Origin of the sequence: Pseudomonas sp. FDAARGOS_761 (genome assembly GCF_013343155.1) — a bacterium.
GTDB classification, from domain to species: Bacteria; Pseudomonadota; Gammaproteobacteria; order Pseudomonadales; family Pseudomonadaceae; genus Pseudomonas; species Pseudomonas aeruginosa.
This window is the reverse complement of the sequence record NZ_CP054572.1, coordinates 1,024,059-1,049,657: the sequence shown is the minus strand read 5'-3', so window position 1 is coordinate 1,049,657 and position 25,599 is coordinate 1,024,059. Positions and strand designations below refer to the sequence as shown.

The window sequence follows — 25,599 nt, the reverse complement described above, 5'->3', positions numbered from 1 at the left end:
GAGCAGCTTAGCCGGCCTCTGCGATGAATGTTACTTGAGGCTGCCGGAGAGGAACTGCTTGAGGCGGTCCGACTGCGGGTTGGCGAGGACTTCCTTCGGGCAGCCGTGTTCCTCGACCAGGCCCTTGTGCAGGAACACCAACTGGTTCGACACCTCGCGGGCGAAACCCATCTCGTGGGTCACCACCACCATGGTGCGGCCTTCCTGGGCCAGGTCCTGCATGACCTTCAGCACTTCGCCCACCAGTTCGGGGTCGAGCGCCGAGGTCGGCTCGTCGAACAGCATCACTTCCGGCTCCACCGCCAGCGCCCGGGCGATCGCCACGCGCTGCTGCTCGCCGCCGCTCATGTGCGCCGGGTAGGCGTCCTTGCGGTGCGCCACGCCGACCTTGGCCAGGTAGTGCTCGGCCTTCTCGATGGCTTCCTTCTTCGACACGCCGAGCACATGCACGGGCGCCTCGATGACGTTCTCCAGGGCGCTCATGTGCGACCACAGGTTGAAATGCTGGAACACCATCGACAGGCGCGAGCGCATCCGCTGCAACTGGCGGGAGTCGGCGGCCTTCAGCGCGCCGTCGCGGCCGGGCACCAGCTTCAGCTCCTCGCCGTTGAGCAGGATCTTGCCGGCGTGCGGCTGCTCCAGCAGGTTGATGCAGCGCAGGAAGGTGCTCTTGCCGGAACCGCTCGAGCCGATGATGCTGATCACGTCGCCCGCTTTCGCCGCCAGCGAGACGCCCTTGAGCACCTCGTGGCTACCGTAGCGCTTGTGCAGGTCTTGGACTTCCAGTTTGTACATGTGTGTGTTCTCGGCTAATCAGTCGCTGAGCAAGCGTCCCTGACGGATCGGTTGACGACCGGCCACCTTGGCCAGCCAGAGTCCCGGCTGCGCGTAGCGCATCCGTTCGATGGCGAAAAGCACGCCGGAGACCCCGGCGCACACGGTGCTGGCACGGTCGGCCAGGGGATCGATGACCTGGAACAGCGGTTCGCCCGCCTCCACCCATTCGCCCGGCCGGCGCAGGAAACTCACCACGCCGGTATGCGGGGCGTGGACGTATTCGGTGCCTTCGAAGGGCAAGCCTTCGCAGCAGGCTTCGGGCGCCGCCGGCCATTCGCCCTCGACGAAGCCCTGCTCGGCGAGGAAGGCCAGGATCGCCGCGGCGTTGGCCTCGGCCTGCTGCGCCGTGGTATCGGCCTGGCCGCCGAGTTCGACGGTGGTCGCCAGGCAGGCCAGCGGCAGCTCGGCGCGCGGATACAGGCGCGACAGGCGCAGCCACGGCACCGAGCAGGCCTCGTCGAAGGAACCGCCGCCGGACTCCTCGGCGAGCAGCCCGACGGCGGCGCCCAGGCGTGCGGCCAGGGAGGCGAAGGCGGGCCATTGCTGCGGCAGGGTATAGAGATGGATGGCGGCCTCGAAGTCGCAATGCAGGTCGAGCACCAGGTCGGCGTCGCAGGCGTGGCGATAGAGCAGGCGCTGCATGCCCTCCAGTTCCGAGGTCGCCGGCGGCAGGGCGTCCAGCGCCGCGCGCAGGGCCTGGCGGACCAGCGCGACATTGGCCGCCGGATCGCTGCCGAGACGCTCGCCGACGCTGTCGATCACCGCGTCCAGCAGGTCGGGAAAATCGCGGTTGAAGTTGCGCCCGCTGCTCATTTCGAAGCGCCCCTGGTGCAGCGCCTGGATCATCTGCCCGAGACCGACCGGATTGGCCACCGGCACCAGCTCGACGGTACCGCGCAGGCGGCCTTCCGCCTCCAGCAGGCGCAACCGCTGCTTCAGCTCCCAGGCGGTGCGCATGCCCGGCAGCTCGTCGGCGTGCAGGCTGGACTGGATGTAGACCTTGCGCGCGCCGCAGCCGAAGCGGAACACGCTCAGGCGCTTCTCGCTTCCCAGGGTGCTCCACGGCAGCAGGTGGTCGATACGCTCCATGCGGTCCTCCGGATCAGGATTTGCGCGGCGCCAGGTAGGCCAGCCAGCGGCGCTCGGCAAGCTTGAACAGGCGCACCAGGATGAAGGTCAGGCACAGGTAGAACAGGCCGGCGGTGATGAACGCTTCGAACGGCAGGTAGTACTGCGAATAGACGGTTCGCGCGGCGCCGGTGATGTCCACCAGGGTGACGATGGACGCCAGGCTGGTGGTCTGCAGCATCATGATCACTTCGTTGCTGTACTGCGGCAGCGCACGCCGCAGTGCCGATGGCAGGAGGATGCGGCGGTACATCTTCAGGCGCGACATGCCCATCGCCTTGGCCGCCTCGATCTCGCCATGGGGCGTGGCCTTCAGGCTGCCGGCGAGGATCTCGGCGGTGTAGGCGCTGGTGTTGATGGCGAACGCCAGGCAGGCGCAGAAGGACGCGTTCGACAGCCAGGGCCACAGCGCGCTCTCGCGCACCGCGTCGAACTGCGCCAGGCCGTAGTAGATCAGGAACAGCTGGACCAGCATCGGCGTGCCGCGGATCACGTAGGTGTAGAGCCAGGCCGGGAAGTTCACCAGCGGCTGCTTGGAGACCCGCATCAGCGCCAGCGGCACCGCCAGCAGCAGGCCGATCAGCAGGGAGATCGAGAGCAGCTTGAGGGTGACCAGCAGGCCGTCGAAATAGAGCGGAAGGCTGTCCCAGATGACGGAGAAATCGAAGATCACGATAGGGCCCCTTGACTCACAGTTCCGCGGTTTTCACGCCGACCGAATAGCGGCGTTCGAGCAGGCGCAGCAACAGCAGCGACACGCTGGTCACCAGCAGGTACAGGCCGGCCACGGCGAGGTAGTAGGTGAACGGCTCGCGGGTCGCATCGGAGGCCTGCTTGGCCTTGAACATCATGTCCTGCAGGCCGACCACGGAAATCAGCGCGGTGGCCTTGACCAGCACCAGCCAGTTGTTGGTGAAGCCGGGGATCGCCAGGCGGATCATCTGCGGCACCTGGATGCGGAAGAACACCTGGCGGTGGCTCATGCCGTAGGCGTAGCCGGCCTCGCCCTGGCCCTTGGGAATCGCCATGAAGGCGCCGCGGAAGGTCTCCGAGAGATAGGCGCCGAAGATGAAGCCGAGGGTGCCGACGCCGGACACGAAGGGATTCAGGTCGATGTAGTCGTCGTAGCCGAGTTGCGGGGCGACCCAGTTCAGCAGGCCCTGGCCGCCGTAGAAGATCAGCAGGATCAGCACCAGGTCGGGAATGCCGCGCACTACCGTGGCGTACAGGTCGCCGCACCAGGCCAGCCAGCGCACCGGCGACAGGCGGAAGGCCGCGCCCAGCAGGCCGAGGACGATGGCCAGGAGCATGGAAAGCAGGGCCAGCTGGAGAGTCAGCCAGGCGCCATCGACGATGGTCGCACCGTAGCCAGTGATCATCAAAACGGTACCTCTATGCAGCTAATGCAGCGCTAAAGCAGTGGCGTCCACTCAATAAAAAAGTGGCACAAACAGCGCGAGGCGTCGCGGACGTTTGTGCCACCTCTGACGGATAGCGTCAGTTCGAACCGTAGACGTCGAAGCTGAAGTACTTGTCCTGGATCTGCTTGTACTTGCCGTTGGCGCGCAGCGCGTCGATGGCCGCGTTGAACTTGCCGGCCAGCTCGCTATCGCCCTTGCGCACGGCGATGCCGACGCCTTCGCCGAAGTACTTGGCATCGGTCAGTTGCGGACCGACGAAGGCGTAGCCCTTGCCGGCATCGGTCTTGAGGAAGCCATCTTCGAGGTTCACCGAATCGGCGACCACCGCGTCGAGGCGACCGGCCACCAGGTCCATGTTGGCTTCCTGCTGGGAGTTGTAGCGCACCACTTCGACGCCGGCCGGGGTCAGTTCGGCGGAGGCGTAGCGGTCGGCGGTACTGCCACGCAGCACGCCGGCCTTCTTGCCCTTCAGGTCGGCCTTGGGATCGTTGAGGCTGGCGCCTTCCTTCATCACGAAGCGCGCCGGGGTGTTGTAGTACTTGTTGGTGAAGTCCACCGAACGCTTGCGCTCGTCGGTAATGGTCATCGACGAGAGGATCGCATCGATCTTGCGCACCTTGAGGGCCGGGATCAGGCCGTCGAACTCCTGCTCGACCCACTTGCACTGCACCTTCATCTCTTCGCAGAGGGCATTGCCGATATCCACGTCGAAGCCTGCCAACTGGCCGTCCGGGGTCTTCAGCGAGAACGGCGGGTAGGCCGCCTCGATGCCGATGCGCACCGGCTTGTCGGCGGCGAAAGTGGGCAGGGAGAGCACGGACAGCGCCAGGGCGCCGAGAAGTGCGAGCTTCTTCATCTGGAACTCCTTCGAAGGGGATGGCATCGATTGGCAGGAGAAATAGAACCTTGCCCAGGCTGCCGACGGATATGCGTGATCACCGGCTCTTGCGCATGGCGCCTTCTCGTGGACAGGGCGCCAGCTGGGGTGAGCGGCATTCTAGCGACAGGCCGAAAGTGGTTATTTCTTCAATGCGACAACTAATTATAAAAGCACCGAAGAGGGCATTCGGCGATATTGACAGGCAGCGACATTTGTGCCCGGAAAGCGCGAAGTGTAATCAATGAGTAAAGCAAATCTCAAGCCATAAATTGCCAATTCCTTCTCCTTCAATGGCTTGGCCGCTACGACTCGCCTCGACTGCTACCCCGTGTCGCACCTTTGCTGTGCGTGGCGTTTCCTCTCGCCCCAATTATGCGCAGGCGCGCATCACCGAAGTGTTACCGCCGCCCCATTCCCGGCTCGAGCCCATTCGAAACGCCCTCCTCCTCGGCCCGCGCCAAATGAAAGACCCCGCGCGGCTCGCACCGCGCGGGGTCGTTTCGGATCAGGCGGAATTCAGGCGGCCTGCATCGAGCGATGGGTCTCGATCAGGTGCTGAACCACGCCCGGGTCGGCAAGGGTGGAGATGTCGCCGAGGGTGTCGTACTCGGCCGCGGCGATCTTGCGCAGGATGCGCCGCATGATCTTGCCCGAACGGGTCTTCGGCAGTCCCGGCGCCCACTGGATCACATCCGGCGTGGCGATCGGACCGATCTCGCGGCGAACCCATTGCTTCAGCTCCTGGCGCAGCGCCTCGCTCGGCTCGACCCCGGAGTTGAGGGTGACGTAGACATAGATGCCCTGCCCCTTGATGTCGTGCTGCATGCCGACCACCGCCGCCTCGGCGACCTTCGGGTGGGCGACCATCGCGCTTTCCACCTCGGCGGTGCCCATGCGGTGGCCGGAGACGTTGAGCACGTCGTCGACCCGCCCGGTGATCCAGTAGTAGCCGTCCTCGTCGCGGCGCGCGCCGTCGCCGGTGAAGTACATGCCCTTGAAGGTCTTGAAGTAGGTGTCGACGAAGCGGTCATGGTCGCCGAACAGGGTCCGCGCCTGGCCCGGCCAGGAGTCGAGGATCACCAGGTTGCCCTCGGCGGCGCCCTCGATCAGGTTGCCGAGGTTGTCCACCAGTGCCGGAACCACGCCGAAGAACGGCTTGGCCGCGGAGCCCGGCTTCATCGCGTGGGCGCCCGGCAGCGGGGTCATCAGGCAGGCGCCGGTCTCGGTCTGCCACCAGGTGTCGACGATCGGGCAGCGCGACTGGCCGACGGTCTCGTAGTACCACTGCCAGGCTTCCGGGTTGATCGGCTCGCCCACCGAACCGAGCAGACGCAGGCTGGAACCGTCGGCACCGGCCACCGCCGCCTTGCCTTCGGCCATCATCGCGCGGATCGCGGTCGGCGCGGTGTAGAGGATGTTGACCTTGTGCTTGTCGATGATCTTCGCCACGCGGGTCACGTCGGGGTAGTTCGGCACGCCCTCGAACAGAATGGTGGTGGCGCCGTTGGCCAGCGGGCCATAGACGATGTAGGTGTGGCCGGTGACCCAGCCGATGTCGGCGGTGCACCAGTAGACTTCGCCCGGACGGTAGTCGAAGACCCGCTCGTGGGTCAGCGAGGCGTACACCAGGTAGCCGCCGGTGGTATGCAGCACGCCCTTCGGCTTGCCGGTGGAGCCGGAGGTGTAGAGGATGAACAGCGGGTCCTCGGCGCCCATTTCCTTGGGTGCGCAAGTGCTGCCGGCAACCTTCATCAGGTCGTCGTACCAGACGTCGCGGTGCTGGTTCCACTTGATCTCGGCGCCGGTACGCTTGCAGACGATGATCTTCTGCACGCTGGAGGTTTCCGGGTTGGTCAGGGCGTCGTCGACGTTGGCCTTCAGCGGAGTACGCTTGCCGCCGCGCACGCCTTCGTCGGCGGTGATCACCACCTTCGACTTGCAATCGATGATGCGTCCGGCCAGGGCCTCGGGGGAGAAGCCGCCGAAGACCACCGAGTGGATCGCGCCGATGCGGGTGCAGGCGAGCATGGCGACCACGGCCTCGGGGATCATCGGCATGTAGATGGTCACTACGTCGCCGCGGTGCACGTCCTGCCCGCGCAGGGCGTTGGCGAACTTGCAGACCTGCTCGTGGAGCTGGCGGTAGGTGATTTCCTGGTGGTCGGCGGGATCGTCGCCTTCCCAGATGATCGCCACCTGGTCGCCGCGTTCGGCGAGGTGACGGTCGAGGCAGTTGTGCGACACGTTGAGGGTGCCGTCGGCGAACCACTTGATGTCCACGTGATGGTCGTCGAAGGAGGTCTGCTTGACCTTCTCGAACGGCTTGATCCAGTCGATCCGCTGGGCCTGCTCGCGCCAGAAGCCGTCGGGGTTGACGACGGACTGCTGGTACATCGTCTTGTAGGTGGCTTCGTCGGTGAAGGTCCGTGCCACCGCTTCCGGGTGCACGGGGTACAGGGATGCCGCAGACATGGCTTTAACCTCGGTACGTGAGTGTTGTTTTTGTTGTGCCCAGTTGTAGCGAGCGCACACCCCACGAACCATACGACCATGGTCTTACCACTGCGCGACAGCGCCGATCGTAGCTATAAGCCGCGCCGATCGTAGCCTTGCGCCGGGCGGCGGAGCGCGTCCCGCGCCCCGCCGCCGCGACCTCAACTCATGCCCAGCAGGCCCGGCAGCCACAGCGAGATCAACGGCACGTAGGTCACCAGGATCAGGAACAGCAGCAGGATCATCAGCCACGGCAGCGCCGCGCGGATGGTCGCCCCCAGCGGCATGCCGGTGACCGCCGAGGTGACGAACAGGTTGAGGCCCACTGGCGGGTGTACCAGGCCGATCTCCATGTTCACCACCATGACGATACCCAGGTGGATCGGATCGATGCCCAGCTTCATGGCGATGGGGAAGAAGATCGGCGCCAGGATCAGCACGATCGCCGAGGGCTCCATGAAGCTGCCGGCAACCAGCAGCACCACGTTGACCATCAGCAGGAAGCCGATCGGGGTCAGGCCTTCCTGCACCACCCATTCGGTGATCTGCTGGGGGATCTGCTCGGTGGTCAACACATGGGCGAAGAGCATGGCGTTGGCGATGATGAACATCAGCATGATGCTCAGCCGCCCCGACTCCAGCAGCACCTTGGGACAGTCGCGCAGGCGCATGTCCTTGTACACGAACAGCGCGACGAAGGCCGAGTACACCGCCGCCACCGCCGCCGCCTCGGTGGGGGTGAACAGCCCGGAATAGATGCCGCCGAGGATGATCACCAGCAGCAACAGGCCCCAGCCTGCACGGCGTGCGGCGGCCAGCCACTCGCGGAAGCTGGCGCGCGGCTGCGCCGGCAGCTTCTTGACCCGTGCGACGATGTAGATCACCACCATCAGGATCACCCCGAGCAACAACCCCGGAACCACCCCGGCGACGAACAGCTTGCCCACCGAGGTCTCGGTGGCGGCGGCGTAGACCACCATCACGATCGATGGCGGGATGAGGATGCCCAGGGTCCCGGCATTGCAGATGATCCCCGCGCCGAAGGCGCGCGGATAGCCGGAGCGGACCATGCCGGCCACGGCGATCGAGCCGACCGCCGCCACTGTCGCCGGCGACGAACCGGACAGCGCGGCGAACAGCATGCAAGCGAGCACCGCAGCGATCGCCAGGCCACCGCGGATATGCCCGACGCAGGCATTGGCGAAGTCGATCAGGCGCCGCGCCACGCCACCGGTGGTCATGAACGCGCCGGAGAGCAGGAAGAACGGGATCGCCAGCAGGGTGTAGGCCTCGGAGGTCTCGAACAGCTTGATCGCCAGCGAGCGTACCGAATCCGGGCTGAACAGCAGGATCGTCAGGGCGCCGGACAACCCCAGGGAGATGGCGATGGGCACGCCGATGAACATGAACAGGAACAGCAGCAGGAACAGGATCAGCACGGTCATGGGCGGTTCTCCCCGGCCTCTTCGCCGGCCAGTTTGGAGGCCTCGGCGGCCTCGTCGGCGAGGCCCAGCCCGAGCTGGCGACCGCGCAACAGGTTGACGAGGATTTCCAGGTAGCGCAGCAGCACCAGGCCGAAGCCGACCGGCACCACCACCGCGATGTAGGCCTGGAGGATGCCGAAGTGGTCGAGGTCCTCGGCGCCGATGCCGGCGACCAACAGGGTCTTCACCCAGTCGTAGCTGGCGACCATGAACAGCCCGGCGTAGCCCAGGCAGCAAAGGCAGGCGAGTATCCCGATCAGGCGCTGCAAGGGACGCGGCGTCAGGCGCACCAGGGCGTCCACCCCGAGGTGGCCGGCGGTGCGTACGCCGTAGGCGATGCCGAGGAAGATCAGCCAGCCGAACAGCGCCTTGGTCAGCGCGTTGCTCCAGGACATGTCCTGGGCTACCCCGAGGATTGCGTCGCCCACCGAGTACAGCGGAGCCCGCAGTGCCGGCAGGCGGTCGCCGAGGTCGTAGAACAGGGTGAAGACGTTGGTCATCACCACATAGAGGAAGGTCACCAGCGTCATCGCCGCCAGCAGGAAGGCGATAGCGCCCTCCTCGAAGCGGTTCCAGACGCGCACGAGTCGATTCATCGCAGCGTTCTCCACAATGCCCCGCCCGGCCGGGCGGGGCCGGACGGGTCAATCGGGACGGTTGGAGGCTTCGGCGGCCTGGAGCAGGTCAGCGCCGACATTGCCGCGGAATTTCTGCCATACCGGCTGCATCGCCTGGCGCCAGTCGGCGCGCTGCTGCGGGGTCAGGGTATGGATCTCGCTGACACCACTGGCGAGGATGCGCTGGCGGGCGTCGCGGTTGAGGCGCTCGGCTTCGATGTTCACCTGCACGGTGACCTCGTCCATGATCCGCTGCAGCGCTTCGCGGATGTCCGCCGGGAGGCCGTTCCAGAACTTCGCGTTGGTGATCACCATGTAGTCCACCAGGCCGTGGTTGGACTCGGTGAAATACTTCTGCACCTCGTTGACCTTCTGGCTCTCGTAGTTCGACCAGGTGTTCTCGGTGCCATTCACCACGCCGGTCTGCAAGCCCTGGTAGACCTCGGCGAAGGACATCTTCCGGGAGATCGCGCGGAGCTGGCGGAACTGCTCATTGAGCACGTCGGAGGCCTGCACGCGGAATTTCAGCCCGCGCGCGTCTTCCGGCTCCAGCAACGGGCGATTGGCGGAGAGCTGCTTCATCCCGTTGTGCCAGTAGGCCAGGCCGAGGATGCCCTTGCCCTGCATGCTGGTCAGCAGGGCGCGCCCCTGCGGGCTGCGCTGGAAGCGGTCGACCGCCTGGATGTCGTCGAAGAGGAACGGCAGGTCGAAGATCTGCACCTTGCGCGTGTACTGCTCGAACTTGGCCAGGGACGGCGCTAGCATCTGCACGTCGCCCAGCAGCAGCGCCTCCATTTCCTTGCCATCGCCGAACAGCGACGAGTTGGGATAGACGTCCACCTCGACCCGGCCGCCCAGGCGCTGTTCGACGAGCTTCTTGAACAGCAGCGCGCCCTGGCCCTTGGGCGTGTTTTCCGCGACCACGTGGGAAAACTTGATGACGATCGGCTGCGCGGCATTCGCCAGGCAGGAGCCACCGATCGCCAGGGCGCACAACAGCGCCCGTACCATCGTCTTGAACATTTCGTGACCTCAGATTGTTGTTGTGCTTTCGAGGTATCGACGAGCCTGACGCAGCCGGCGCGTTCGGAGAATTCGCCATTGCTCAAGCCCGCGTTCGCGTCTGTCGAACGCGTTCAGCCACCCTCCCCGGCCCGCTCCAGCAGGCGTCGCGCGCGTCCCAGCACCGGCGCGTCGACCATCTCGCCGTCGACCACGAAGACGCCGGCACCGGAGGCGCCGGCCTCTGCCACCCGACGCGCCCACTCCAGTTCCGCGAGACTCGGCATCAATGTCTGGTGGATCGGCTCGACCTGGCTCGGATGGATGCACAGCAACCCGCCGAAGCCCATGTCGCGAGCGAAGCGCACTGCCTCGACCAGTCCGACACGGTTCTGGATCGCCGGATAGACGCCGTCCAGCGGCGGCGCCAGGCCTGCCAGGCGCGATTGCAGGAGCAGCGCGTAACGGGCGTGACCGAGAATCTGTTCGGCTGCGTTGCTGCCGGTGTTGAGATCGAGATCCAGGGCCAGGTCGAGGCTGCCGAAGGACAGCCGCTCGACCCCCGCGGCGGCGGCGATCTCGCCCAGCGCGGCAAGGCCGCGGGCACTCTCGACGATGGGCCAGACCGGCTTGCCGCTGGCCACGGCGGCGTGGCGCACCTGGGCGGCGCTCTCCACTTTCGGCAGGAGCAGGCCGATCACTCCGGCGTGGTCGCGGCACAGCGCCAGGTCGTCGGCATGTCCGGGATGCTCCGCCGCGTTGATCCGCACCAGCACCCGGGCTTCCGGCGTATCGACGAGGAAACGCCGGAGATTGGCCCGCGCCTCGACCTTCAGCCCCTCCTCCACCGCATCCTCGAGGTCGACGATGACCCGGTCGGCGCCGCTGGCAAGGGCCTTGGGGATCCGCTCCGGGCGGGTCGCCGGGACGAACAGCGCGCTGCGCACGATCTGTCGGTTCATGTCCGCCTCCTCATACCGTTCCGGTCGCGCGCAGGCGCTGGATATCGGCCGCGGTACAGCCCAGTTCGGCAAGCAGCGCGTCGCTGTCGCCGCCCAGCGCCGGCACCGCATCCATGCGCGGAACGAAGGCGCTGCTGCTGGCCGGCGGCAACAACGCCGGCAGGCGCCCGGCCGGGCTGTCGATGGAGGTCCAGCGTTGCCGCGCCTGCAACTGCGGGTGCGCCCAGACCCCGGCCATGTCGTTGACGTGGGCGTTGGCGATCTGCGCCTGTTCCAGGCGCGCCACCACCTCGGCGGCCGGCAAGGCGGCGAAGGCTTCGACGATCAGCGCGCGCAGCTCCTCGCGGTTGGCCGAGCGCTTGAAGTTCGCCGAGAAGCGTTCGTCGTCGGCCAGCTCCGGGCGGCGCAGGACCTTGTCGCAGAAGGCCCGCCACTCGCGCTCGTTCTGCAGGCCGAGCATCACCGTGCCGCCGTCGCCGGCGGGGAATGGCCCATAGGGGTAGATGGTCGAGTGCGAAGCGCCGGCGCGCGGCGGTGGCGGCGCGTCCTGGTAGGCGTAGTACATCGGGTAGCCCATCCACTCCACCAGGCTCTCCAGCATCGACACGTCGATGCGGCTGCCCTCGCCAGTGCGCTCGCGCAGCAGCAGGGCCGAGAGGATGCTGCTGTAGGCGTACATGCCGGCGGCGATATCGGCGATCGAACAGCCGGCCTTGGCCATCTCGTTCGGCCCGGCGCCGCCGGTCACCGAAAGGAAGCCGCCCTCGCTCTGGATCAGCAGGTCGTAGGCCTTCTTCTTCTCGTAGGGACCGCCTTCGCCGTAGCCGGAGATATCGCAGACGATCAGTCGCGGGAAGCGCTCGCGCAACGCCTCGTAGGACAGGCCCAGGCGCGCGGCGGCGCCCGGCGCGAGGTTCTGCACCAGCACGTCGGCGCCGGCCAGCAGCTTCTCCAGCAACGGCAGCGCCTCGGCCTGCTTGAGATCGAGGCTGAGGCTCTGCTTGGAACGATTGGTCCAGACGAAGTGCGACGACAGGCCGTTGACCCGCTCGTCGTAACCGCGGGCGAAATCGCCGACGCCGGGGCGTTCGATCTTGATCACCCGCGCGCCGAGATCGGCCAGTTGGCGGGTGCAGAAGGGCGCGGCGATGGCGTGCTCCAGGCTGACCACGGTGATGCCGTCGAGCGGGCGCGGCTGGTGGGATTGCGTCATGGGTCGGACTCCCTGCCCTCGTCCGTCGAAGACGAGGTGCGGCTGGTTCGGTTGATCAGATCAGGGGCGTTACGGAAGGCGCCTGACGCAGGCCCCAGGCCCGCTGGATAAGGATCTCCGCCTCGGCGCCGGTGGCCGCGCCGGAAAACGCCAGCAGGCGGCGGAACTTGTCGGCCAGCTCGTCGCGGCTGAGGGTATTGCCGGGATCGCCCTTCGGTTCGTCGATGGCGGCGGTATGGCGCCGCCCTTCGCCATCCAGTACTTCGACCCGCCCGAGCCAGCGCTGCGGATAGGCGGCGTCGACCTCCGGGTCCAGGCGCATCTCGACCCGCTCGCGGAACGCAGCGACCCGTGGGTCGCTCAGCGCATGCCGATGGAACTCGCCGAGGCCGGCCTTGCCGTACACGGCGATCAGGCCCAGCACGGTGCCCATGGAGAACTTCGCCTGGTGCACGGTCTGCGGCTCGACCACCCGGCCGAGCACGTCGATGGCGCCCTGGTGGACCCGCGCAGTGACCGCGGCGATCTGCGAGTGATCGAGCCCTTCGCGCTGCATCAGCGCCAGCAGCGCGTCGGCCGCGGGATGGGTATGGCGGCACGAGGCGTGGAACTTGAACGAGGTTTCCAGCAACGCCCAGCGGCTGCCGAGGCGATCCACCAGGCGCTCGGGGTCGGCGTCGCTGGACATCCCGGCGGCCATCCCCTGCTCGCCTTCGAGGATGTGTCGCGCGCCGCTCAGGCCGTCGGCGGTGAGATAGGCGGCGAGCAGCCCGTCGGCGGCGGCCTTGGCGGTATGCAACTGCTTGGAATCGGCGGCGTCGCGGAGGAACTCCCAGAGCCCGGCGGCCTGGGTTCCGGCGCTGCCGAGCAGGTCGACGAAGCGCTCGCGGTCGAAGTCCATCAGCTTGCCCACCGCCACTGCCGCGGCGAGGGTGCCGACCGTGGCAGTGGTATGGAACACCCGGTAGTGGGAACGACCGAGGAATTCGCCGATGCGGATGCCGGCCTCGTAGCCGGCCACCGCCGCGAGGATCAGCTCGGCGCCACTGCGGCCGAGGTCCTGGGCCGCGGCCAGGGCGGCAGGGAAGACCACTGCCGCGGGGTGCAGCACCGAGCTGTTGTGCAGGTCGTCCTGCTCCACCACGTGGGAAGCCGCGCCGTTCACCAGGGCGGCGAAATACGGCGAGCTGCGCCGCCGGCTGGGCAGGATCTGCGCGCTACCATCGGCCGGGCCCATGCGTTCGGCGTAGCGCTCGAACAATGGGATCGGATGCTGGCCCTTGCCGGCCAGCGCCGAGCCGAGCCAGTCGAGGAACAATTCTTCCATCCGCGCCAGCACCGCCGGCGGCAGGTCCTGGTAGCGCAGGCCGGCGAGAAAGCCGGCGAGTTGCTGGGTGTAGTCGGTCATGACCAACGCTCTCTTGTAGTTGTCCCGAGGCACGCGGCCTACAGCGGGTTGCTCAGTTCGATCAGGTTCAGGTCGGGGTCGCGCAGGTACAGCGAGAGGATCGGCCCGCCGGCGCCGGTGCGCTGCACCGGGCCCTCGAGGATTTCCACGGCCTGCTGGCGCAGTTGCTCGGCCACCGCCTCGAGTGGCGTGGCGACGATGAAACAGAGGTCGGCGGACCCCGGCGTAGGTCGCTCGGCCTTGGGTTCGAATTCGCCCCCGGCCTGGTGCAGGTTGATCTTCTGCGCACCGAAGGCGAGGGCCTTGCGACCCGCGCCGAAGGTAACGGCGCGCATACCCAGTACGCGGGTGTAGAAATCGATGCTGGCGTCGATGTCGCGGACGGTGAGCACCAGGTGGTCGAGACGGTCGATCTGCATGGGCGGCTCCCGCTTCAGAACGAGCGCGGCAGTTCGAGCAGGTGCTCGGCCACGTAGGACAGGATCAGGTTGGTGGAGATCGGCGCCACCTGGTACAGGCGGGTCTCGCGGAACTTGCGCTCGACGTCGTACTCGCAGGCGAAGCCGAAGCCGCCGTGGGTCTGCAGGCAGGCGTTGGCCGCCTCCCAGGAAGCTTTCGCCGCCAGGTACTTGGCCATGTTCGCGCTGGCCCCGGCGTTGAGCCCGGCGTCGTACTCCTGGCAGGCGCGCCAGCGCATCAGGTCGGCGGCCTCCACTTCGATGTGCGCCTCGGCGATGGGGAACTGCACGCCCTGGTTCTGCCCTATCGGCCGGCCGAAGACCACGCGGTCGCGGGCATAGTGGCTGGCCTTGTCGATGAACCAGCGGCCGTCGCCGATGCATTCGGCGGCGATCAGGGTGCGCTCGGCATTGAGGCCGTCGAGGATGTAGCGGAAGCCCTTGCCTTCCTCACCGATCAGGCTATCGGCGGGGATCTCCAGGTTGTCGAAGAACAGCTCGTTGGTCTCGTGGTTGACCATGTTGGCGATCGGCTGCACGGTCAGGCCCTTGCCGATGGCCTCGCGCAGGTCGACGAGGAAGATCGACATGCCTTCGGACTTGCGCTTCACCTCGGCCAGCGGCGTGGTGCGCGCCAGCAGGATCATCAGGTCGGAGTGCTGGATCCGCGAGATCCACACCTTCTGCCCGTTGATCACATAGCGGTCGCCCTTGCGCACGGCGGTGGTCTTGATCTTGGTGGTATCGGTGCCGGTGGTCGGCTCGGTCACCCCCATCGACTGCAGGCGCAGCTCGCCGCTGGCCAGCTTCGGCAGGTAGAAGCGCTTCTGCGCCTCGCTGCCGTTACGCAGCAGCGTGAACATGTTGTACATCTGCCCGTGCACGGTGCCGGAGTTGCCGCCGCAGCGGTTGACTTCCTCCAGGATCACCGAGGCCTCGGCCAGGCCCAGGCCGGAACCGCCGTACTCCTCCGGGATCATCGCCGAGAGCCAGCCGGCGTCGGTCAGGGCCTTGACGAAGGCCTCGGGAAAACCGCGCTGCTCGTCGATGCGGCGCCAGTAGGCGGCGTCGAATTCGGCGCAGAGGGCACGTACGCCCTCGCGGATCGCGTTCAGCTCTTCGCTGTTCGGATTCATCGGTGACTCCTCGATTCTTGTCGTTGGATGGGCGCTGGGGCCCTTTCAATCGAATTCCACGTCGCCGCGCTGGGCCAGGCCGGCGCCATTGCCGACCCATACCTCGGCCTTGCCGGCAGCGAGCAGGCGGCCGCCGACCTCGAACGGCTCGGGACAGATCAGCGGGCGCAGGCCGCGATAGGCGAAGCGACGCAGGCGTGCCTGCGGATTGGCCCGGCAGAACGCGCGCAGGGCCAGGGTGGCGATCAGCGGACCGTGCACCACCAGGCCCGGATAGCCTTCGGCATCGGTGACATAGGGCCAGTCGTAGTGAATGCGGTGGCCGTTGAAAGTCACCGCCGAGTAGCGGAACAGCAACACCGGATCGGGTTCCAGCGCCTCGCGCCAGTCGCCCTCGGGCAATGCCTCGGTACCGCCGAGCTTGGGCGGGGTCGGTTCGCGGTAGACGATGTCGTGCTCTTCGCTCAGCGCCAGTTGGCCGTCCTGGCGGTAGTCGTGGCGCAGGGTGACGAACAGCAGCGCGCCGCTGCGCCCGTGCTTCTCCTCGACCCGGAGGATGGTCGAGGTGCGGCTGGCCTCGCCGCCGACCCGCAGCGGCTGGTGGAACTCCAGGCGCCCGCCGGCCCACATGCGGTTGCGATCGTCCGCCGGCGGCAGGAAACCGCCGCGCGCCGGGTGGCCGTCGACGCCGAGGCCGGCGGCCTCCACCGGGTCCTGGAAGAACGCCCAGTGCCAGAGCGGCGGCAGCGCTTCGCCGTGGGCCGGGGTCGGCTCGCCGAAGGTGGCGGCGATGCGCTTGACCAGGTTGCGGCTCAATTGATCGTGGGTTTCTTCCTGGCGACCGATCCAGGGGGCGAAAGCGGACTCACTCATGCGTGGCTTCCCATGACCTAGGGGGTGATGGGAGGAGAATGATAGGATGCTAGCGTTTTGAGAATTTGCAATTACGCAATGGCGCGTTCGGATTTGCCGAACGCCATGGAGTGCCCATGCATTTCGATCTCGCCGACCTGCGCCTGTTCATCCATATCGCCGAGTCGCCCAGCCTGACCCAGGGCGCGCGCCGCGCCTTCCTTTCCCCGGCCGCCGCCAGCGCACGGGTCAAGGCGCTCGAAGGCCAGCTCGGCAGCCGCCTGCTGTACCGCGACAGCCGCGGCGTCGAACTGACCCCGGCGGGCCAGCGCCTGCTACAGCACGCGCGGCTGATCATGCGCCAGGTGGAATACCTGAAGAGCGAGTTCACCGAGTACGGCAGCGACGCCGCCGGGCATATCCGCATCTTCGCCAATACCACCGCGGTCACCGAATTCCTCCCGGAAATCCTCGCCGGCTTCCTTGCCGCTCGTCCCGGGGTCACCGTCGACCTGCAGGAACGCCTCAGCCGCGACATTGTCCGCGGCGTGCTGGACGGCTCCACCGACCTCGGCATCATCGCCGGGCCGGTGGCGGCCAGTGGCCTGCAGGTCCTGCATTTCAGCACCGACCGCCTGGTGATGGCGGTGCCCCAGGGCCATCCGCTGGCCGGACAGGCCAGGGTACGCCTGCGCGACACCCTGCAGTTCCAGCATATCGGCCTGCCCGAGGGCACCACCCTGCACGCCTTCCTGTACGAACGGGTGGAGCAGATGGGCGAGCAGCTATCGCTGCGCATCCAGGTCTCCAGCTTCGAGGCGATCTGCCGGATGATCGAGGGCGGCGTCGGTATCGGCGTGATCCCGCAGTCCGCCGCGCGCCGCCACAGCCGGACGATGAAACTGGCGACCATCGAACTCGACGAGCCCTGGGCGATCCGCGAGCGCAGCCTGCTGGTACGCGACCTGGAAGCACTGCCGAGTTGCCTGCGGGCGTTGATCGAGGAGTTGCAGAGGGTGGGAGACAGCCTGTAGGGCGCCGCCCACCACTCCCGCTCAGTTCGCCAACCCACCGCTCTCCGCCAGGCTGCGCTCGTCCGCGGCGAGCATCGCCGGCATGTGCTCGCGGAGGAACTCGACCCAGGTGCGGATCTTCGCATCCAGGTACTGCCGCGAGGGGTAGAGGGCGTAGACGTTGAGATGGAACAGGCTATAGCGCGGCAACACCCGCACCAGGCTGCCGTCCTTCAGGCCGTTGACCGCCGCGTACACCGGCAGCGCGCCGATACCCATGCCGGAGACCACCGCCTCGGTCATGGCGTCGGCGGTGTTGACCTGGAAATGCGTCTGGTTGATGCAGGCCAGTTCCTGGCCGTCGGGCCCGTCGAACAGCCAGCGGTCCAGCGACATCACCGAGTTCACCAGGCGCAGGCAACGGTGCGCGGACAGCTCCGCCGGCAGCTTGGGGAAGCCGTGCGCGGCAATGTAGCCCGGCGAGGCGCAGAGGATGCTGTAGGTCTGGCCGATGCACTTGGAGACGAAACCGGAGTCCGGCAGCTCGGGGGCGATCACCACGGAAATGTCGTAGCCCTCGTCGAGAATGTCGGTGATCCGGTTGGCCAGGGTCAGGTCGAAGCCAACCTCCGGGTAGGTCTCGCAATATTGCGAGATGGCCTTGATCAGGTAGTGCTGGCCGATGCCGGTCATCGCGTGGACCTTCAGCGTGCCCGACGGCCGCGCATGGGCGTCGCCCGCCTCGGCCTCGGCCTCCTCGATGTAGGCGAGTATCTGCTGGGCGCGCATCAGGTAGCGCTGCCCGGCTTCGGTCAGCGCGATGCGCCGGGTGGTGCGATGCAGCAGGCGGGTCTGCAGGTGGGCCTCCAGCTTGGCCACCGCACGGGAGACATAGGCGGTCGTCAGGTCCAGGCGCTGGGCGGCGGCAGTGAAACTGCCGGTCTCCGCGACGCTGACGAACGCGCGCATATTGAACAGGATATCCATCACGGCCCTCTAGGCTCTGACGCTTATGGCGCGTCTCTTTTCCACGCAACCCGGAGGACACCCCAAGGCGGCGCAGATTCTGTCACGAGTCAACCCACCTATTATTGCCTTTTGTGACAAAAATTTTTCACCTATCCGAGCTCTTATCCGCAAGCGCGGGCGCTCCTAGAATTCCCAGCCGTTTCGGCCTCCCCTCGCCGTCGTTCAGGATTCGCAGCAGTGCCCCGCGCCACCCGGAAAGGTCTCCCCCTGGTTCCACCGGCTCCCCTCGCGTTCTTTCCCAGCCCCGACGAATTGCGCCGCGCCCTGCTCGAATGGGCGCGTAGCGACGGCGTCGCCTGGGTCTTCGTGTTCAAGGCCCTGCTCACCGCCAGCCTCGCCCTGTGGCTGGCCTATCGCCTGGAACTGCCGCAGCCGAGCACGGTGCTGGTGACGGTCTTCATCGTCATGCAGACGCAGAGCGGGCAGGTCCTGGCCAAGAGCTTCTACCGCATCGTCGGAACCCTGATCGGCCTCAGCGTGATGGTCACTCTGATCGCCCTGTTCGCCCAGGAGCGCGTGCTGTTCCTCGCCTGCCTGGCGCTCTGGGTCGGCCTGTGCACCGCCGGCGCCGCGCGCTACCGCGATTTCCGCGGCTACGCCTGCGTACTCGCCGGCTACACCGCGACCATGATCGGGATTCCAGCCACCGCGCACCCGGAAGGCGCCTTCATGGCGGCGCTGTGGCGGGTCCTGGAAATATCCCTGGGCATCCTCTGCACCGGTACCGTCAGCGCCATCTTCCTGCCGCAGACCAGCGGCGCCGCCCTGCGCAACACACTCTACGGGCGCTTCCGCGACTTCGCCGGGTTCGCCGCCGAAGGCCTGCAGGGCAGCCTCGACGGCGAGCGCTTCGGCGAGCTCAGCGCGCGCTTCGTCGCCCAGTCCGTGGGCCTGGAAAACCTGCGCAGCGCCACTACTTTCGAAGATCCGCACATGCGCCTGCGCAGCGGCCGGCTGATTCGCCTGAACAACGAATTCATGGTCATGACCAGTCGCTTCCACGGCCTCCACCGCCTGCTCGAACGCCTGCGCGGGCGCGGGGCGCAGAATGTCCTGGAGGTCCTGGCGCCCTGCCTGGCGGAGCTTGCCGGGCTGCTCGCGCCGATTCGCGAACGGACGCCCACCGACGCCGACGCCGCGCGCCTGGCCGAACGCATCGAGGCCTACAAGCCGGAACTGATGCAGAACATCCGCCAGGCCCGCCAGCGCCTGGTGGAGCAGCGCCCCGGCGAGAACGACCTGCTGGATTTCAACACCGCTGCCGAACTGGCCTTCCGTTTCACCGACGACCTGCACAACTACGCCCTGACCCACGCTTCCCTGGCCGAACACCACCATGCCCGCGAGCAATGGAAGGAAAGCTTCGTCGCCCGCGCCAACCCGGTCGCCGCGCTGGTCGCCGGAGCGCGCAGCGCGCTGATGATCGGCCTGCTCGGCACGTTCTGGATCCAGACCTCCTGGCCCCACGGCGGCACCTTCGCCCTCACCGCGGTACTGATCTCGGCGCTCTCCTCGACCTCGCCGAATCCCGGCCGGTTGTCGCTGCAACTCACCCTCGGGACCCTCGCCGGGGCCTGCACCGGGCTGTTCGTGCTGCTCTACCTGCTACCCCACGTGGACGGTTTCCCGATGCTGCTCTGCTGCCTGCTGCCGGTCTTCGCGGTCGGCGCCCTGCTGCTCTGGCGGCCGCAGTGGAACGGCTACGGCGTCGGCCTACTGGTGTGGTTCTGCTTCGCCTCGCTGCCGGCCAACATGGCGCGCTACGACGCCCTGGCCTTCTTCAACGAATACCTGGCACTACTCTTGTCGATGGTCCTCGCCACGGTCGCCGCCATGGTGATCCTGCCGCCGAACCGGCCGTGGATGTGGAAGCGCCTGGAGCACGACCTGCGCGAGCGGGTGGTGTTCGCCATCAGCGGCAAGAGCAAGGGCCTGGTCTCCGGTTTCGAAAGCGGCACCCGCGACCTGCTGAACCAGGCCTACACCTTCTCCGCCGGCCGCCCGGACGTGCAACGCCGGTTGCTGGGCTGGATGTTCCTGGTGCTGGAGGTCGGCCAGGCGATCATCGAGCTGCGCCTCGAACAGCAACGCCTGCCCCAGGAGCCCTGCTACGCCGAACGCACCGCCTGGCGCCGGGCGATCCGCCTGATGGGCCGGGCGCTGATCCGGCTGTTCCTGCAACCCGGGCCGAGCAACCGCCAGCGCGCCCTGCACGCGGTGAACCAGGCGATCATGGCGGTACGGGCGGCGCCGGAGCCGCGCGCACCGCAGTTCGATACCTCGCCGCTGCGACGGGTGCTCAGCTACCTGCACTTCATTCGCAGCGCCCTGCTCGACCCGCAATCGCCCCTGGGCCAGGAAAGAAACCCGTGAGCCGGTCGCAAAGCCGCGGCGCAGAAGGCCACAGGGATATTGTTACCGATCCGTACAAGGTTCTTGTCTTGACTGAGTCTATATGTCGCAGCCTATCCCAACTTACAATAAACCCAACAGCCGAAGTTAACTCCCGTTGAACTTCGACTCCGCAACTTGATTGCAGACTTACTTACCCAGCCTTGTTTATCGAGTTGCCCCGGTGACCTGTCCGCCTGTCTTCCGACGGCAGATCGTACCCACTCAGAAACTACTCAGGTAAATAGTAATGAAGGCTTTCGCCCTGATGGCCCTGTTCGCCTGCTCGCCGCTGGTGATGGCGGCTGGCGCCCAGGATCAACCTGCCAGCCAGCAGGAAAACGCTGTTGAAGAATATGCCTATGGCATGCAACTGGATGTGGCTCGCGTTATATCTTCAACCGACACTTCCAATGCCTGCGGCATCGTTCCCGCACGCATGACCTACGAAGATTCGAACGGCCAGAAACATACCGTCGAATATCAGGTCTGGGGCAACGGCTGCACTGGCGGCTAAACTCTCCTCGACCTCCGGGTCGACCTCCGAAGGATCGCGCCACGAGGGGCAGCTCGCCCATCCGGCGCGATCATTGTGTACTCGGCGGCGAAAATCCCGCCCCTCGGCGAACATCCTGGCCGTCTTCCCCGCGCCTCACCGCGCTGGCGCCCTTCCACAGGGGCCGACGCCTCCGCCGTTTCTTTCCCAGCCTGCAACAAACCGGCAAGCATGCCGCTCAGCCCTCGCCTTGCCCCACGCCATGCTGGCGCAGCTTGTTCGCCGCCGTGGTATGCGAAACGCCGAGGCGCTTGCCCAACTGGCGGCTGCTCGGATGCTCGCGGAACAGGCGCTCCAGCACCGCCTTCTCGAAGCGCCCGACGATGGCGTCGAGGTCTCCTTCCAGGGAAAAATCCCCCAGCGGCTGCGGTGCGCCGTAGTCCGGCAGGCGGATGTGCTCGGCCTTGACCGTTCCCCCTTCGCACAGCGAAACCGCCTGGAACAGCACGTTTTCCAATTGCCGCACGTTGCCCGGCCAGTGGTAGCGTTCGAGACGTTCCAGCGCCTGCGCGGAAAGCTTCGGCAGGCCGCAGCCGATCTGCCGGCTGGCCTGGTCGAGGAAATGCTCGGCGAGCGGCGCCAGGCCATCCAGGCACTCGCGCAGCGGCGGGATGTGCAGCGAGAGCACATTGAGACGGTGATAGAGGTCCTGGCGGAATTCGCCCTTGGCGCAGAGTTCGGACAGGTCTACCTGGGTGGCGCAGATCACCCGCACGTCCAGGTACACCTCCTCGTCGCTGCCGACCCGGCGGAAACAGCCGTCCTGCAGGAAGCGCAACAACTTGGCCTGCAGGCGCGGGCTCATCTCGCCGACGCCGTCGAGGAACAGCGTACCGCCGGCGGTAAGCTCCAGCAGGCCGAGCTTGCCTTCCGGACGGGCGCCCTCGAAGGCTCCCGGACCATAGCCGAACAGCTCGGTCTCGGCCATGGATTCCGGCAGGCCGGCGCAGTTCAACGCCATGAACGGCGACTGCCCGCGCGGGCTGGCCAGGTGGCAGGCGCGCGCCAGCAGCTCCTTGCCGGTGCCGGTCTCGCCCTCGATCAGCAGCGGCGCGTCCAGCGGCGCCATGCGCCGCGCCTCGCGGACCACCGCGGCCATTACCCGCGAACTCTGGAAGATACTGTCGAAGCCACGCAGCTCCTGCTTGCGCACATGGTAGATGCGCTCGCCGACGCGATCCGCGCGATGCAGGGTCAGCACCGCTCCAGCCAGCGCCTCGCTCTCGTCGTGCTCGGATTGCAGCGGCGCGATGTCGGCGAGGAACACGTCGCCCTTCACCTTGACCCGCAGCCCGTTGATCCGCGCCTTGTTGGCGCGCACCAGTTCGGGCAGGTCGAGGTCCTCGACATAGCGCGACAGCGGAATCCCCGGCACCTCGTCGACGCGCACGCCGAGCAACTGCGCGGCGGCACGGTTGGCGGCGACGATCTGCCCGCCCATGTCCACCGAGAGCACCGGGAAGTCCAGGGCGGCGAGCAGCGCGTTGAGTTCCAGGTGCCGGCGCTCGCTGGGCATCAGGCCGACGCGCTTGACCCCGAAGACCCCCGGCACCGCCTCCAGCTTGGGCCGCAGCGACTGCAACTGGAGGTTGATCATGTTCGGACAGAGCAGGTAGATGGCGTTGCCCTGGTCGCCGCCGACTTCGCCGCGATTGACGTTGATGCCGTAGTCGACCAGCAGGTTGAGGATGTCGCGGAGGATGCCTACACGGTTCTGGCAGTGCACTTTGATACGCATGGCGTGGCCCGGTGTTGTCGTTCTGATGGGCTCGCGGCCGGTTTTTTTAACTCCCGGCCGGAAATTTCCGTCAAGAATATGTGACAGTTAGACTCACCAGCAACAATGCCTGGCCCAATGAACAGGCGACCCAGGCCAATTCGTAAGGAAAACTTTACGAAAACGCCGATTCCTCCCCGTTGCCCGGTCCCTATCCAGGGCTGCACGGACCGTCCCGACGCGGTATCGATAAGGCAACGACAACAACAAAGACCCCGCGGCCACAAGCCGCTCATGGAGTCCGTATGAAAACGACGCAGTACGTGGCCCGCCAGCCCGACGACAACGGTTTCATCCACTATCCGGAAACCGAGCACCAGGTCTGGAATACCCTGATCACCCGGCAACTGAAGGTGATCGAAGGCCGCGCCTGTCAGGAATACCTCGACGGCATCGAACAGCTCGGCCTGCCCCACGACCGGGTCCCCCAGCTCGACGAGATCAACAGGGTTCTCCAGGCCACCACCGGCTGGCGCGTGGCGCGGGTTCCGGCGCTGATTCCGTTCCAGACCTTCTTCGAACTGCTGGCCAGCCAGCAATTCCCCGTCGCCACCTTCATCCGCACCCCGGAAGAACTGGACTACCTGCAGGAGCCGGACATCTTCCACGAGATCTTCGGCCACTGCCCACTGCTGACCAACCCCTGGTTCGCCGAGTTCACCCATACCTACGGCAAGCTCGGCCTCAAGGCGAGCAAGGAGGAACGCGTGTTCCTCGCCCGCCTGTACTGGATGACCATCGAGTTCGGCCTGGTCGAGACCGACCAGGGCAAGCGCATCTACGGCGGCGGCATCCTCTCCTCGCCGAAGGAGACCGTCTACTGCCTCTCCGACGAGCCGCTGCACCAGGCCTTCAATCCGCTGGAGGCGATGCGCACGCCCTACCGCATCGACATCCTGCAACCGCTCTATTTCGTCCTGCCCGACCTCAAGCGCCTGTTCCAACTGGCCCAGGAAGACATCATGGCACTGGTCCACGAGGCCATGCGCCTGGGCCTGCACGCGCCGCTGTTCCCGCCCAAGCAGGCGGCCTGACGAGAATCGCCGCCACCGCGGCTGACCCCGCGGCGGCCTTGAACTATGGTGGACGGGTCCGGCCCGTCCGCCGCTCCCACATGCGACAACCAAGGACTCCCACCATGACCGCACTCACCCAAGCCCATTGCGAAGCCTGCCGCGCCGACGCCCCGCACGTCAGCGACGAAGAACTGCCCGTGCTGCTGCGGCAGATTCCGGATTGGAACATCGAAGTCCGCGACGGCATCATGCAACTGGAGAAGGTCTACCTGTTCAAGAACTTCAAGCACGCCCTGGCCTTTACCAATGCCGTCGGCGAGATATCCGAGGCCGAAGGCCACCATCCGGGCCTGCTGACCGAGTGGGGCAAAGTCACCGTGACCTGGTGGAGCCACTCGATCAAGGGCCTGCACCGCAACGACTTCATCATGGCGGCGCGCACCGACGAGGTAGCGAAAACCGCCGAGGGGCGCAAATGAGTCATTTCGCCAAGGTCGCCCGCGTACCGGGCGACCCGATCCTGGGCCTGCTCGACGCCTACCGCAACGATCCGCGCGCGGACAAGCTGGACCTCGGCGTCGGTGTCTACAAGGATGCCCAGGGCCTGACCCCGATCCTGCGCTCGGTGAAACTCGCCGAGCAGCGCCTGGTCGAGCAGGAAACCACCAAGAGCTACGTCGGCGGCCACGGCGATGCGCTGTTCGCCGCGCGCCTGGCGGAACTGGCGCTCGGCGCCGCCTCGCCGCTGTTGCTGGAGCAACGCGCCGACGCCACCCAGACGCCCGGCGGCACCGGCGCCTTGCGCCTGGCCGGCGACTTCATCGCCCATTGCCTGCCCGGCCGCGGCATCTGGCTGAGCGACCCGACCTGGCCGATCCACGAGACGCTGTTCGCCGCCGCCGGCCTGAAGGTTTCCCACTACCCCTACGTCAGCGCCGACAACCGCCTGGATGTCGAGGCGATGCTTGCTGGCCTGGAGCGCATTCCCCAGGGAGACGTGGTGCTGCTGCATGCCTGCTGCCACAACCCGACCGGTTTCGACCTGAGCCACGACGACTGGCACAGGGTGCTCGACGTGGTACGTCGCCGCGAGCTGCTGCCGCTGATCGACTTCGCCTACCAGGGCTTCGGCGACGGTCTCGAGGAAGACGCCTGGGCGGTACGCCTGTTCGCCGGCGAACTACCGGAGGTGCTGGTCACCAGTTCCTGCTCGAAGAACTTCGGCCTGTACCGCGACCGCGTCGGCGCGCTGATCGTCTGCGCGCAGAACGCCGAGAAGCTCACCGACGTGCGTAGCCAACTGGCCTTCCTCGCCCGCAACCTCTGGTCGACCCCGCCGGCGCATGGCGCCGAGGTGGTCGCGGCGATCCTCGGCGACAGCGAGTTGAAGGGACTCTGGCAGGAAGAGGTCGAAGGCATGCGCTCGCGCATCGCCAGCCTGCGCATCGGCCTGGTCGAAGCCCTGGCGCCGCACGGCCTGGCCGAGCGCTTCGCCCATGTCGGCGCGCAACGCGGGATGTTTTCCTATACCGGACTGAGCCCGCAGCAGGTCGCTCGGCTGCGCGACGAGCACGCCGTTTACCTGGTCTCCAGCGGCCGGGCCAACGTCGCCGGTCTCGACGCGCGCCGCCTCGACCGCCTGGCGCAAGCCATCGCCCAGGTCTGCGCGGACTGAATCCTCACGGTTACCCTGAGCCGGCTGTGATGGCCGGCTTTTTTTCGCCCCAGCGAATGCCGCGCACTCCCGCCGAGGCGGCGGATAACCGCGTTGCGGTTATTCGCCCTACCGCACCACGACCTTGTGGGCGTAGGGCGAATACCGCCACAGGCGTTATCCGCCGAACCTCTCCGAACCGGGCCAACCATAAGTCAGCACTTTCAAAGCCCTACGTGCTTTTCCTACAAAAGAGCATAAAATGCTCAATT

23 protein-coding genes are annotated in these 25,599 nt (G+C 66.7%); 6 read left to right on the top strand and 17 right to left on the bottom strand.

Going from position 1 to position 25,599, the window contains the following annotated elements; translation table 11 throughout:
* Nucleotides 1–30 precede the first annotated feature (30 nt).
* From aotP to FOC67_RS04865, 15 genes are all read right to left on the bottom strand, one after another.
* The gene (gene aotP, locus FOC67_RS04935; RefSeq protein ID WP_003085940.1) at nt 31–795 is read right to left on the bottom strand and encodes an arginine/ornithine transport ATP-binding protein AotP; all 765 of its coding nucleotides are present in this window, start codon (nt 793–795) and stop codon (nt 31–33) included.
* Nucleotides 796–813: 18 nt separating this feature from the next.
* Nucleotides 814–1,926 (bottom strand): M14 family metallopeptidase, encoded by a 1,113-nt coding sequence (locus FOC67_RS04930; RefSeq protein ID WP_003085938.1) that lies wholly within the window; start codon nt 1,924–1,926, stop codon nt 814–816.
* 13 nt (nt 1,927–1,939) lie between these two features.
* A complete protein-coding gene (locus FOC67_RS04925) occupies nt 1,940–2,638 on the bottom strand; it encodes an ABC transporter permease (RefSeq protein ID WP_003085936.1) in 699 nt (232 codons plus the stop codon).
* Nucleotides 2,639–2,654: 16 nt separating this feature from the next.
* Entirely contained in the window at nt 2,655–3,344 is a 690-nt protein-coding gene (locus FOC67_RS04920) for an ABC transporter permease (protein WP_003085934.1), read from the bottom strand.
* A gap of 118 nt (nt 3,345–3,462) precedes the next feature.
* On the bottom strand, nt 3,463–4,242 hold the full coding sequence (locus tag FOC67_RS04915) for an ABC transporter substrate-binding protein (protein WP_003085932.1): 780 nt from the start codon (nt 4,240–4,242) through the stop codon (nt 3,463–3,465).
* 540 nt (nt 4,243–4,782) lie between these two features.
* Complete coding sequence (gene acs, locus FOC67_RS04910) at nt 4,783–6,738, bottom strand: acetate--CoA ligase (protein ID WP_003110260.1); 1,956 nt, start codon at nt 6,736–6,738, stop codon at nt 4,783–4,785.
* Nucleotides 6,739–6,920: 182 nt separating this feature from the next.
* Nucleotides 6,921–8,204 (bottom strand): C4-dicarboxylate TRAP transporter large permease protein DctM, encoded by a 1,284-nt coding sequence (dctM, locus tag FOC67_RS04905; protein ID WP_003085927.1) that lies wholly within the window; start codon nt 8,202–8,204, stop codon nt 6,921–6,923.
* Nucleotides 8,201–8,839: a TRAP transporter small permease gene (locus FOC67_RS04900; protein WP_009315302.1), complete on the bottom strand. Its 639-nt coding sequence runs from the start codon at nt 8,837–8,839 to the stop codon at nt 8,201–8,203. The genes dctM and FOC67_RS04900 overlap by 4 nt, the downstream gene beginning before the upstream one ends.
* Before the next feature lie 48 nt (nt 8,840–8,887).
* On the bottom strand, nt 8,888–9,883 hold the full coding sequence (locus FOC67_RS04895) for a TRAP transporter substrate-binding protein (protein ID WP_009315301.1): 996 nt from the start codon (nt 9,881–9,883) through the stop codon (nt 8,888–8,890).
* Nucleotides 9,884–9,996: 113 nt separating this feature from the next.
* On the bottom strand, nt 9,997–10,824 hold the full coding sequence (locus FOC67_RS04890; RefSeq protein WP_003134274.1) for a CoA ester lyase: 828 nt from the start codon (nt 10,822–10,824) through the stop codon (nt 9,997–9,999).
* Between the two features lie 10 nt (nt 10,825–10,834).
* The gene (locus FOC67_RS04885; RefSeq protein ID WP_003110264.1) at nt 10,835–12,037 is read right to left on the bottom strand and encodes a CaiB/BaiF CoA-transferase family protein; all 1,203 of its coding nucleotides are present in this window, start codon (nt 12,035–12,037) and stop codon (nt 10,835–10,837) included.
* A gap of 55 nt (nt 12,038–12,092) precedes the next feature.
* Nucleotides 12,093–13,445 (bottom strand): MmgE/PrpD family protein, encoded by a 1,353-nt coding sequence (locus FOC67_RS04880; protein ID WP_003134275.1) that lies wholly within the window; start codon nt 13,443–13,445, stop codon nt 12,093–12,095.
* Nucleotides 13,446–13,483: 38 nt separating this feature from the next.
* Nucleotides 13,484–13,864: a VOC family protein gene (locus FOC67_RS04875; RefSeq protein WP_003085915.1), complete on the bottom strand. Its 381-nt coding sequence runs from the start codon at nt 13,862–13,864 to the stop codon at nt 13,484–13,486.
* A 14-nt stretch (nt 13,865–13,878) separates the two neighbouring features.
* Nucleotides 13,879–15,039: an acyl-CoA dehydrogenase family protein gene (locus FOC67_RS04870; RefSeq protein ID WP_003085913.1), complete on the bottom strand. Its 1,161-nt coding sequence runs from the start codon at nt 15,037–15,039 to the stop codon at nt 13,879–13,881.
* A gap of 45 nt (nt 15,040–15,084) precedes the next feature.
* Nucleotides 15,085–15,912, bottom strand: a complete 828-nt coding sequence (locus tag FOC67_RS04865; RefSeq protein ID WP_003085910.1) for a MaoC family dehydratase N-terminal domain-containing protein — start codon at nt 15,910–15,912, stop codon at nt 15,085–15,087.
* Nucleotides 15,913–16,028: 116 nt separating this feature from the next.
* Between FOC67_RS04865 and FOC67_RS04860 the strand changes: the two genes are divergently transcribed.
* Entirely contained in the window at nt 16,029–16,925 is an 897-nt protein-coding gene (locus tag FOC67_RS04860) for a LysR substrate-binding domain-containing protein (RefSeq protein ID WP_003085908.1), read from the top strand.
* Between the two features lie 21 nt (nt 16,926–16,946).
* Here the strand turns inward: FOC67_RS04860 and FOC67_RS04855 are convergent, their stop codons facing one another.
* Nucleotides 16,947–17,891, bottom strand: coding sequence for a LysR family transcriptional regulator (locus FOC67_RS04855; protein ID WP_003085907.1), 945 nt, complete (start codon nt 17,889–17,891; stop codon nt 16,947–16,949).
* Between the two features lie 219 nt (nt 17,892–18,110).
* Here FOC67_RS04855 and FOC67_RS04850 point away from each other — a divergent pair, with 219 nt between their 5' ends.
* Nucleotides 18,111–20,306 carry an FUSC family protein gene (locus FOC67_RS04850; RefSeq protein ID WP_003105982.1) on the top strand — a complete coding sequence of 732 codons (2,196 nt, stop codon included), beginning with the start codon at nt 18,111–18,113 and terminating at the stop codon, nt 20,304–20,306.
* A 268-nt stretch (nt 20,307–20,574) separates the two neighbouring features.
* Nucleotides 20,575–20,841 (top strand): DUF2790 domain-containing protein, encoded by a 267-nt coding sequence (locus FOC67_RS04845; protein ID WP_003085904.1) that lies wholly within the window; start codon nt 20,575–20,577, stop codon nt 20,839–20,841.
* A 217-nt stretch (nt 20,842–21,058) separates the two neighbouring features.
* Here FOC67_RS04845 and FOC67_RS04840 read toward each other — a convergent pair whose 3' ends face one another.
* The gene (locus FOC67_RS04840; protein WP_003105980.1) at nt 21,059–22,618 is read right to left on the bottom strand and encodes a sigma-54-dependent phenylalanine hydroxylase transcriptional regulator PhhR; all 1,560 of its coding nucleotides are present in this window, start codon (nt 22,616–22,618) and stop codon (nt 21,059–21,061) included.
* A gap of 284 nt (nt 22,619–22,902) precedes the next feature.
* Between FOC67_RS04840 and phhA the strand changes: the two genes are divergently transcribed.
* From phhA to FOC67_RS04825, 3 genes are all read left to right on the top strand, one after another.
* On the top strand, nt 22,903–23,691 hold the full coding sequence (phhA, locus tag FOC67_RS04835) for a phenylalanine 4-monooxygenase (protein ID WP_009315300.1): 789 nt from the start codon (nt 22,903–22,905) through the stop codon (nt 23,689–23,691).
* Between the two features lie 104 nt (nt 23,692–23,795).
* A complete protein-coding gene (locus FOC67_RS04830; RefSeq protein ID WP_003085898.1) occupies nt 23,796–24,152 on the top strand; it encodes a 4a-hydroxytetrahydrobiopterin dehydratase in 357 nt (118 codons plus the stop codon).
* Entirely contained in the window at nt 24,149–25,348 is a 1,200-nt protein-coding gene (locus FOC67_RS04825) for an amino acid aminotransferase (protein ID WP_003110269.1), read from the top strand. Before FOC67_RS04830 ends, FOC67_RS04825 begins: the two co-directional genes overlap by 4 nt.
* The last annotated feature ends 251 nt before the right edge of the window (nt 25,349–25,599 follow it).

Bases quoted from the DNA above. Each gene is read 5' to 3' on its own strand.
- aotP (WP_003085940.1), bottom strand. From the start codon at position 795: ATGTACAAACTGGAAGTCCAAGACCTGCACAAGCGCTACGGTAGCCAC.
- FOC67_RS04930 (WP_003085938.1), bottom strand. From the start codon at position 1,926: ATGGAGCGTATCGACCACCTGCTGCCGTGGAGCACCCTGGGAAGCGAG.
- FOC67_RS04920 (WP_003085934.1), bottom strand. From the start codon at position 3,344: ATGATCACTGGCTACGGTGCGACCATCGTCGATGGCGCCTGGCTGACT.
- FOC67_RS04915 (WP_003085932.1), bottom strand. From the start codon at position 4,242: ATGAAGAAGCTCGCACTTCTCGGCGCCCTGGCGCTGTCCGTGCTCTCC.
- acs (WP_003110260.1), bottom strand. From the start codon at position 6,738: ATGTCTGCGGCATCCCTGTACCCCGTGCACCCGGAAGCGGTGGCACGG.
- dctM (WP_003085927.1), bottom strand. From the start codon at position 8,204: ATGACCGTGCTGATCCTGTTCCTGCTGCTGTTCCTGTTCATGTTCATC.
- FOC67_RS04900 (WP_009315302.1), bottom strand. From the start codon at position 8,839: ATGAATCGACTCGTGCGCGTCTGGAACCGCTTCGAGGAGGGCGCTATC.
- FOC67_RS04895 (WP_009315301.1), bottom strand. From the start codon at position 9,883: ATGTTCAAGACGATGGTACGGGCGCTGTTGTGCGCCCTGGCGATCGGT.
- FOC67_RS04890 (WP_003134274.1), bottom strand. From the start codon at position 10,824: ATGAACCGACAGATCGTGCGCAGCGCGCTGTTCGTCCCGGCGACCCGC.
- FOC67_RS04885 (WP_003110264.1), bottom strand. From the start codon at position 12,037: ATGACGCAATCCCACCAGCCGCGCCCGCTCGACGGCATCACCGTGGTC.
- FOC67_RS04880 (WP_003134275.1), bottom strand. From the start codon at position 13,445: ATGACCGACTACACCCAGCAACTCGCCGGCTTTCTCGCCGGCCTGCGC.
- FOC67_RS04875 (WP_003085915.1), bottom strand. From the start codon at position 13,864: ATGCAGATCGACCGTCTCGACCACCTGGTGCTCACCGTCCGCGACATC.
- FOC67_RS04870 (WP_003085913.1), bottom strand. From the start codon at position 15,039: ATGAATCCGAACAGCGAAGAGCTGAACGCGATCCGCGAGGGCGTACGT.
- FOC67_RS04865 (WP_003085910.1), bottom strand. From the start codon at position 15,912: ATGAGTGAGTCCGCTTTCGCCCCCTGGATCGGTCGCCAGGAAGAAACC.
- FOC67_RS04860 (WP_003085908.1), top strand. From the start codon at position 16,029: ATGCATTTCGATCTCGCCGACCTGCGCCTGTTCATCCATATCGCCGAG.
- FOC67_RS04855 (WP_003085907.1), bottom strand. From the start codon at position 17,891: ATGGATATCCTGTTCAATATGCGCGCGTTCGTCAGCGTCGCGGAGACC.
- FOC67_RS04845 (WP_003085904.1), top strand. From the start codon at position 20,575: ATGAAGGCTTTCGCCCTGATGGCCCTGTTCGCCTGCTCGCCGCTGGTG.
- FOC67_RS04840 (WP_003105980.1), bottom strand. From the start codon at position 22,618: ATGCGTATCAAAGTGCACTGCCAGAACCGTGTAGGCATCCTCCGCGAC.
- phhA (WP_009315300.1), top strand. From the start codon at position 22,903: ATGAAAACGACGCAGTACGTGGCCCGCCAGCCCGACGACAACGGTTTC.
- FOC67_RS04830 (WP_003085898.1), top strand. From the start codon at position 23,796: ATGACCGCACTCACCCAAGCCCATTGCGAAGCCTGCCGCGCCGACGCC.
- FOC67_RS04825 (WP_003110269.1), top strand. From the start codon at position 24,149: ATGAGTCATTTCGCCAAGGTCGCCCGCGTACCGGGCGACCCGATCCTG.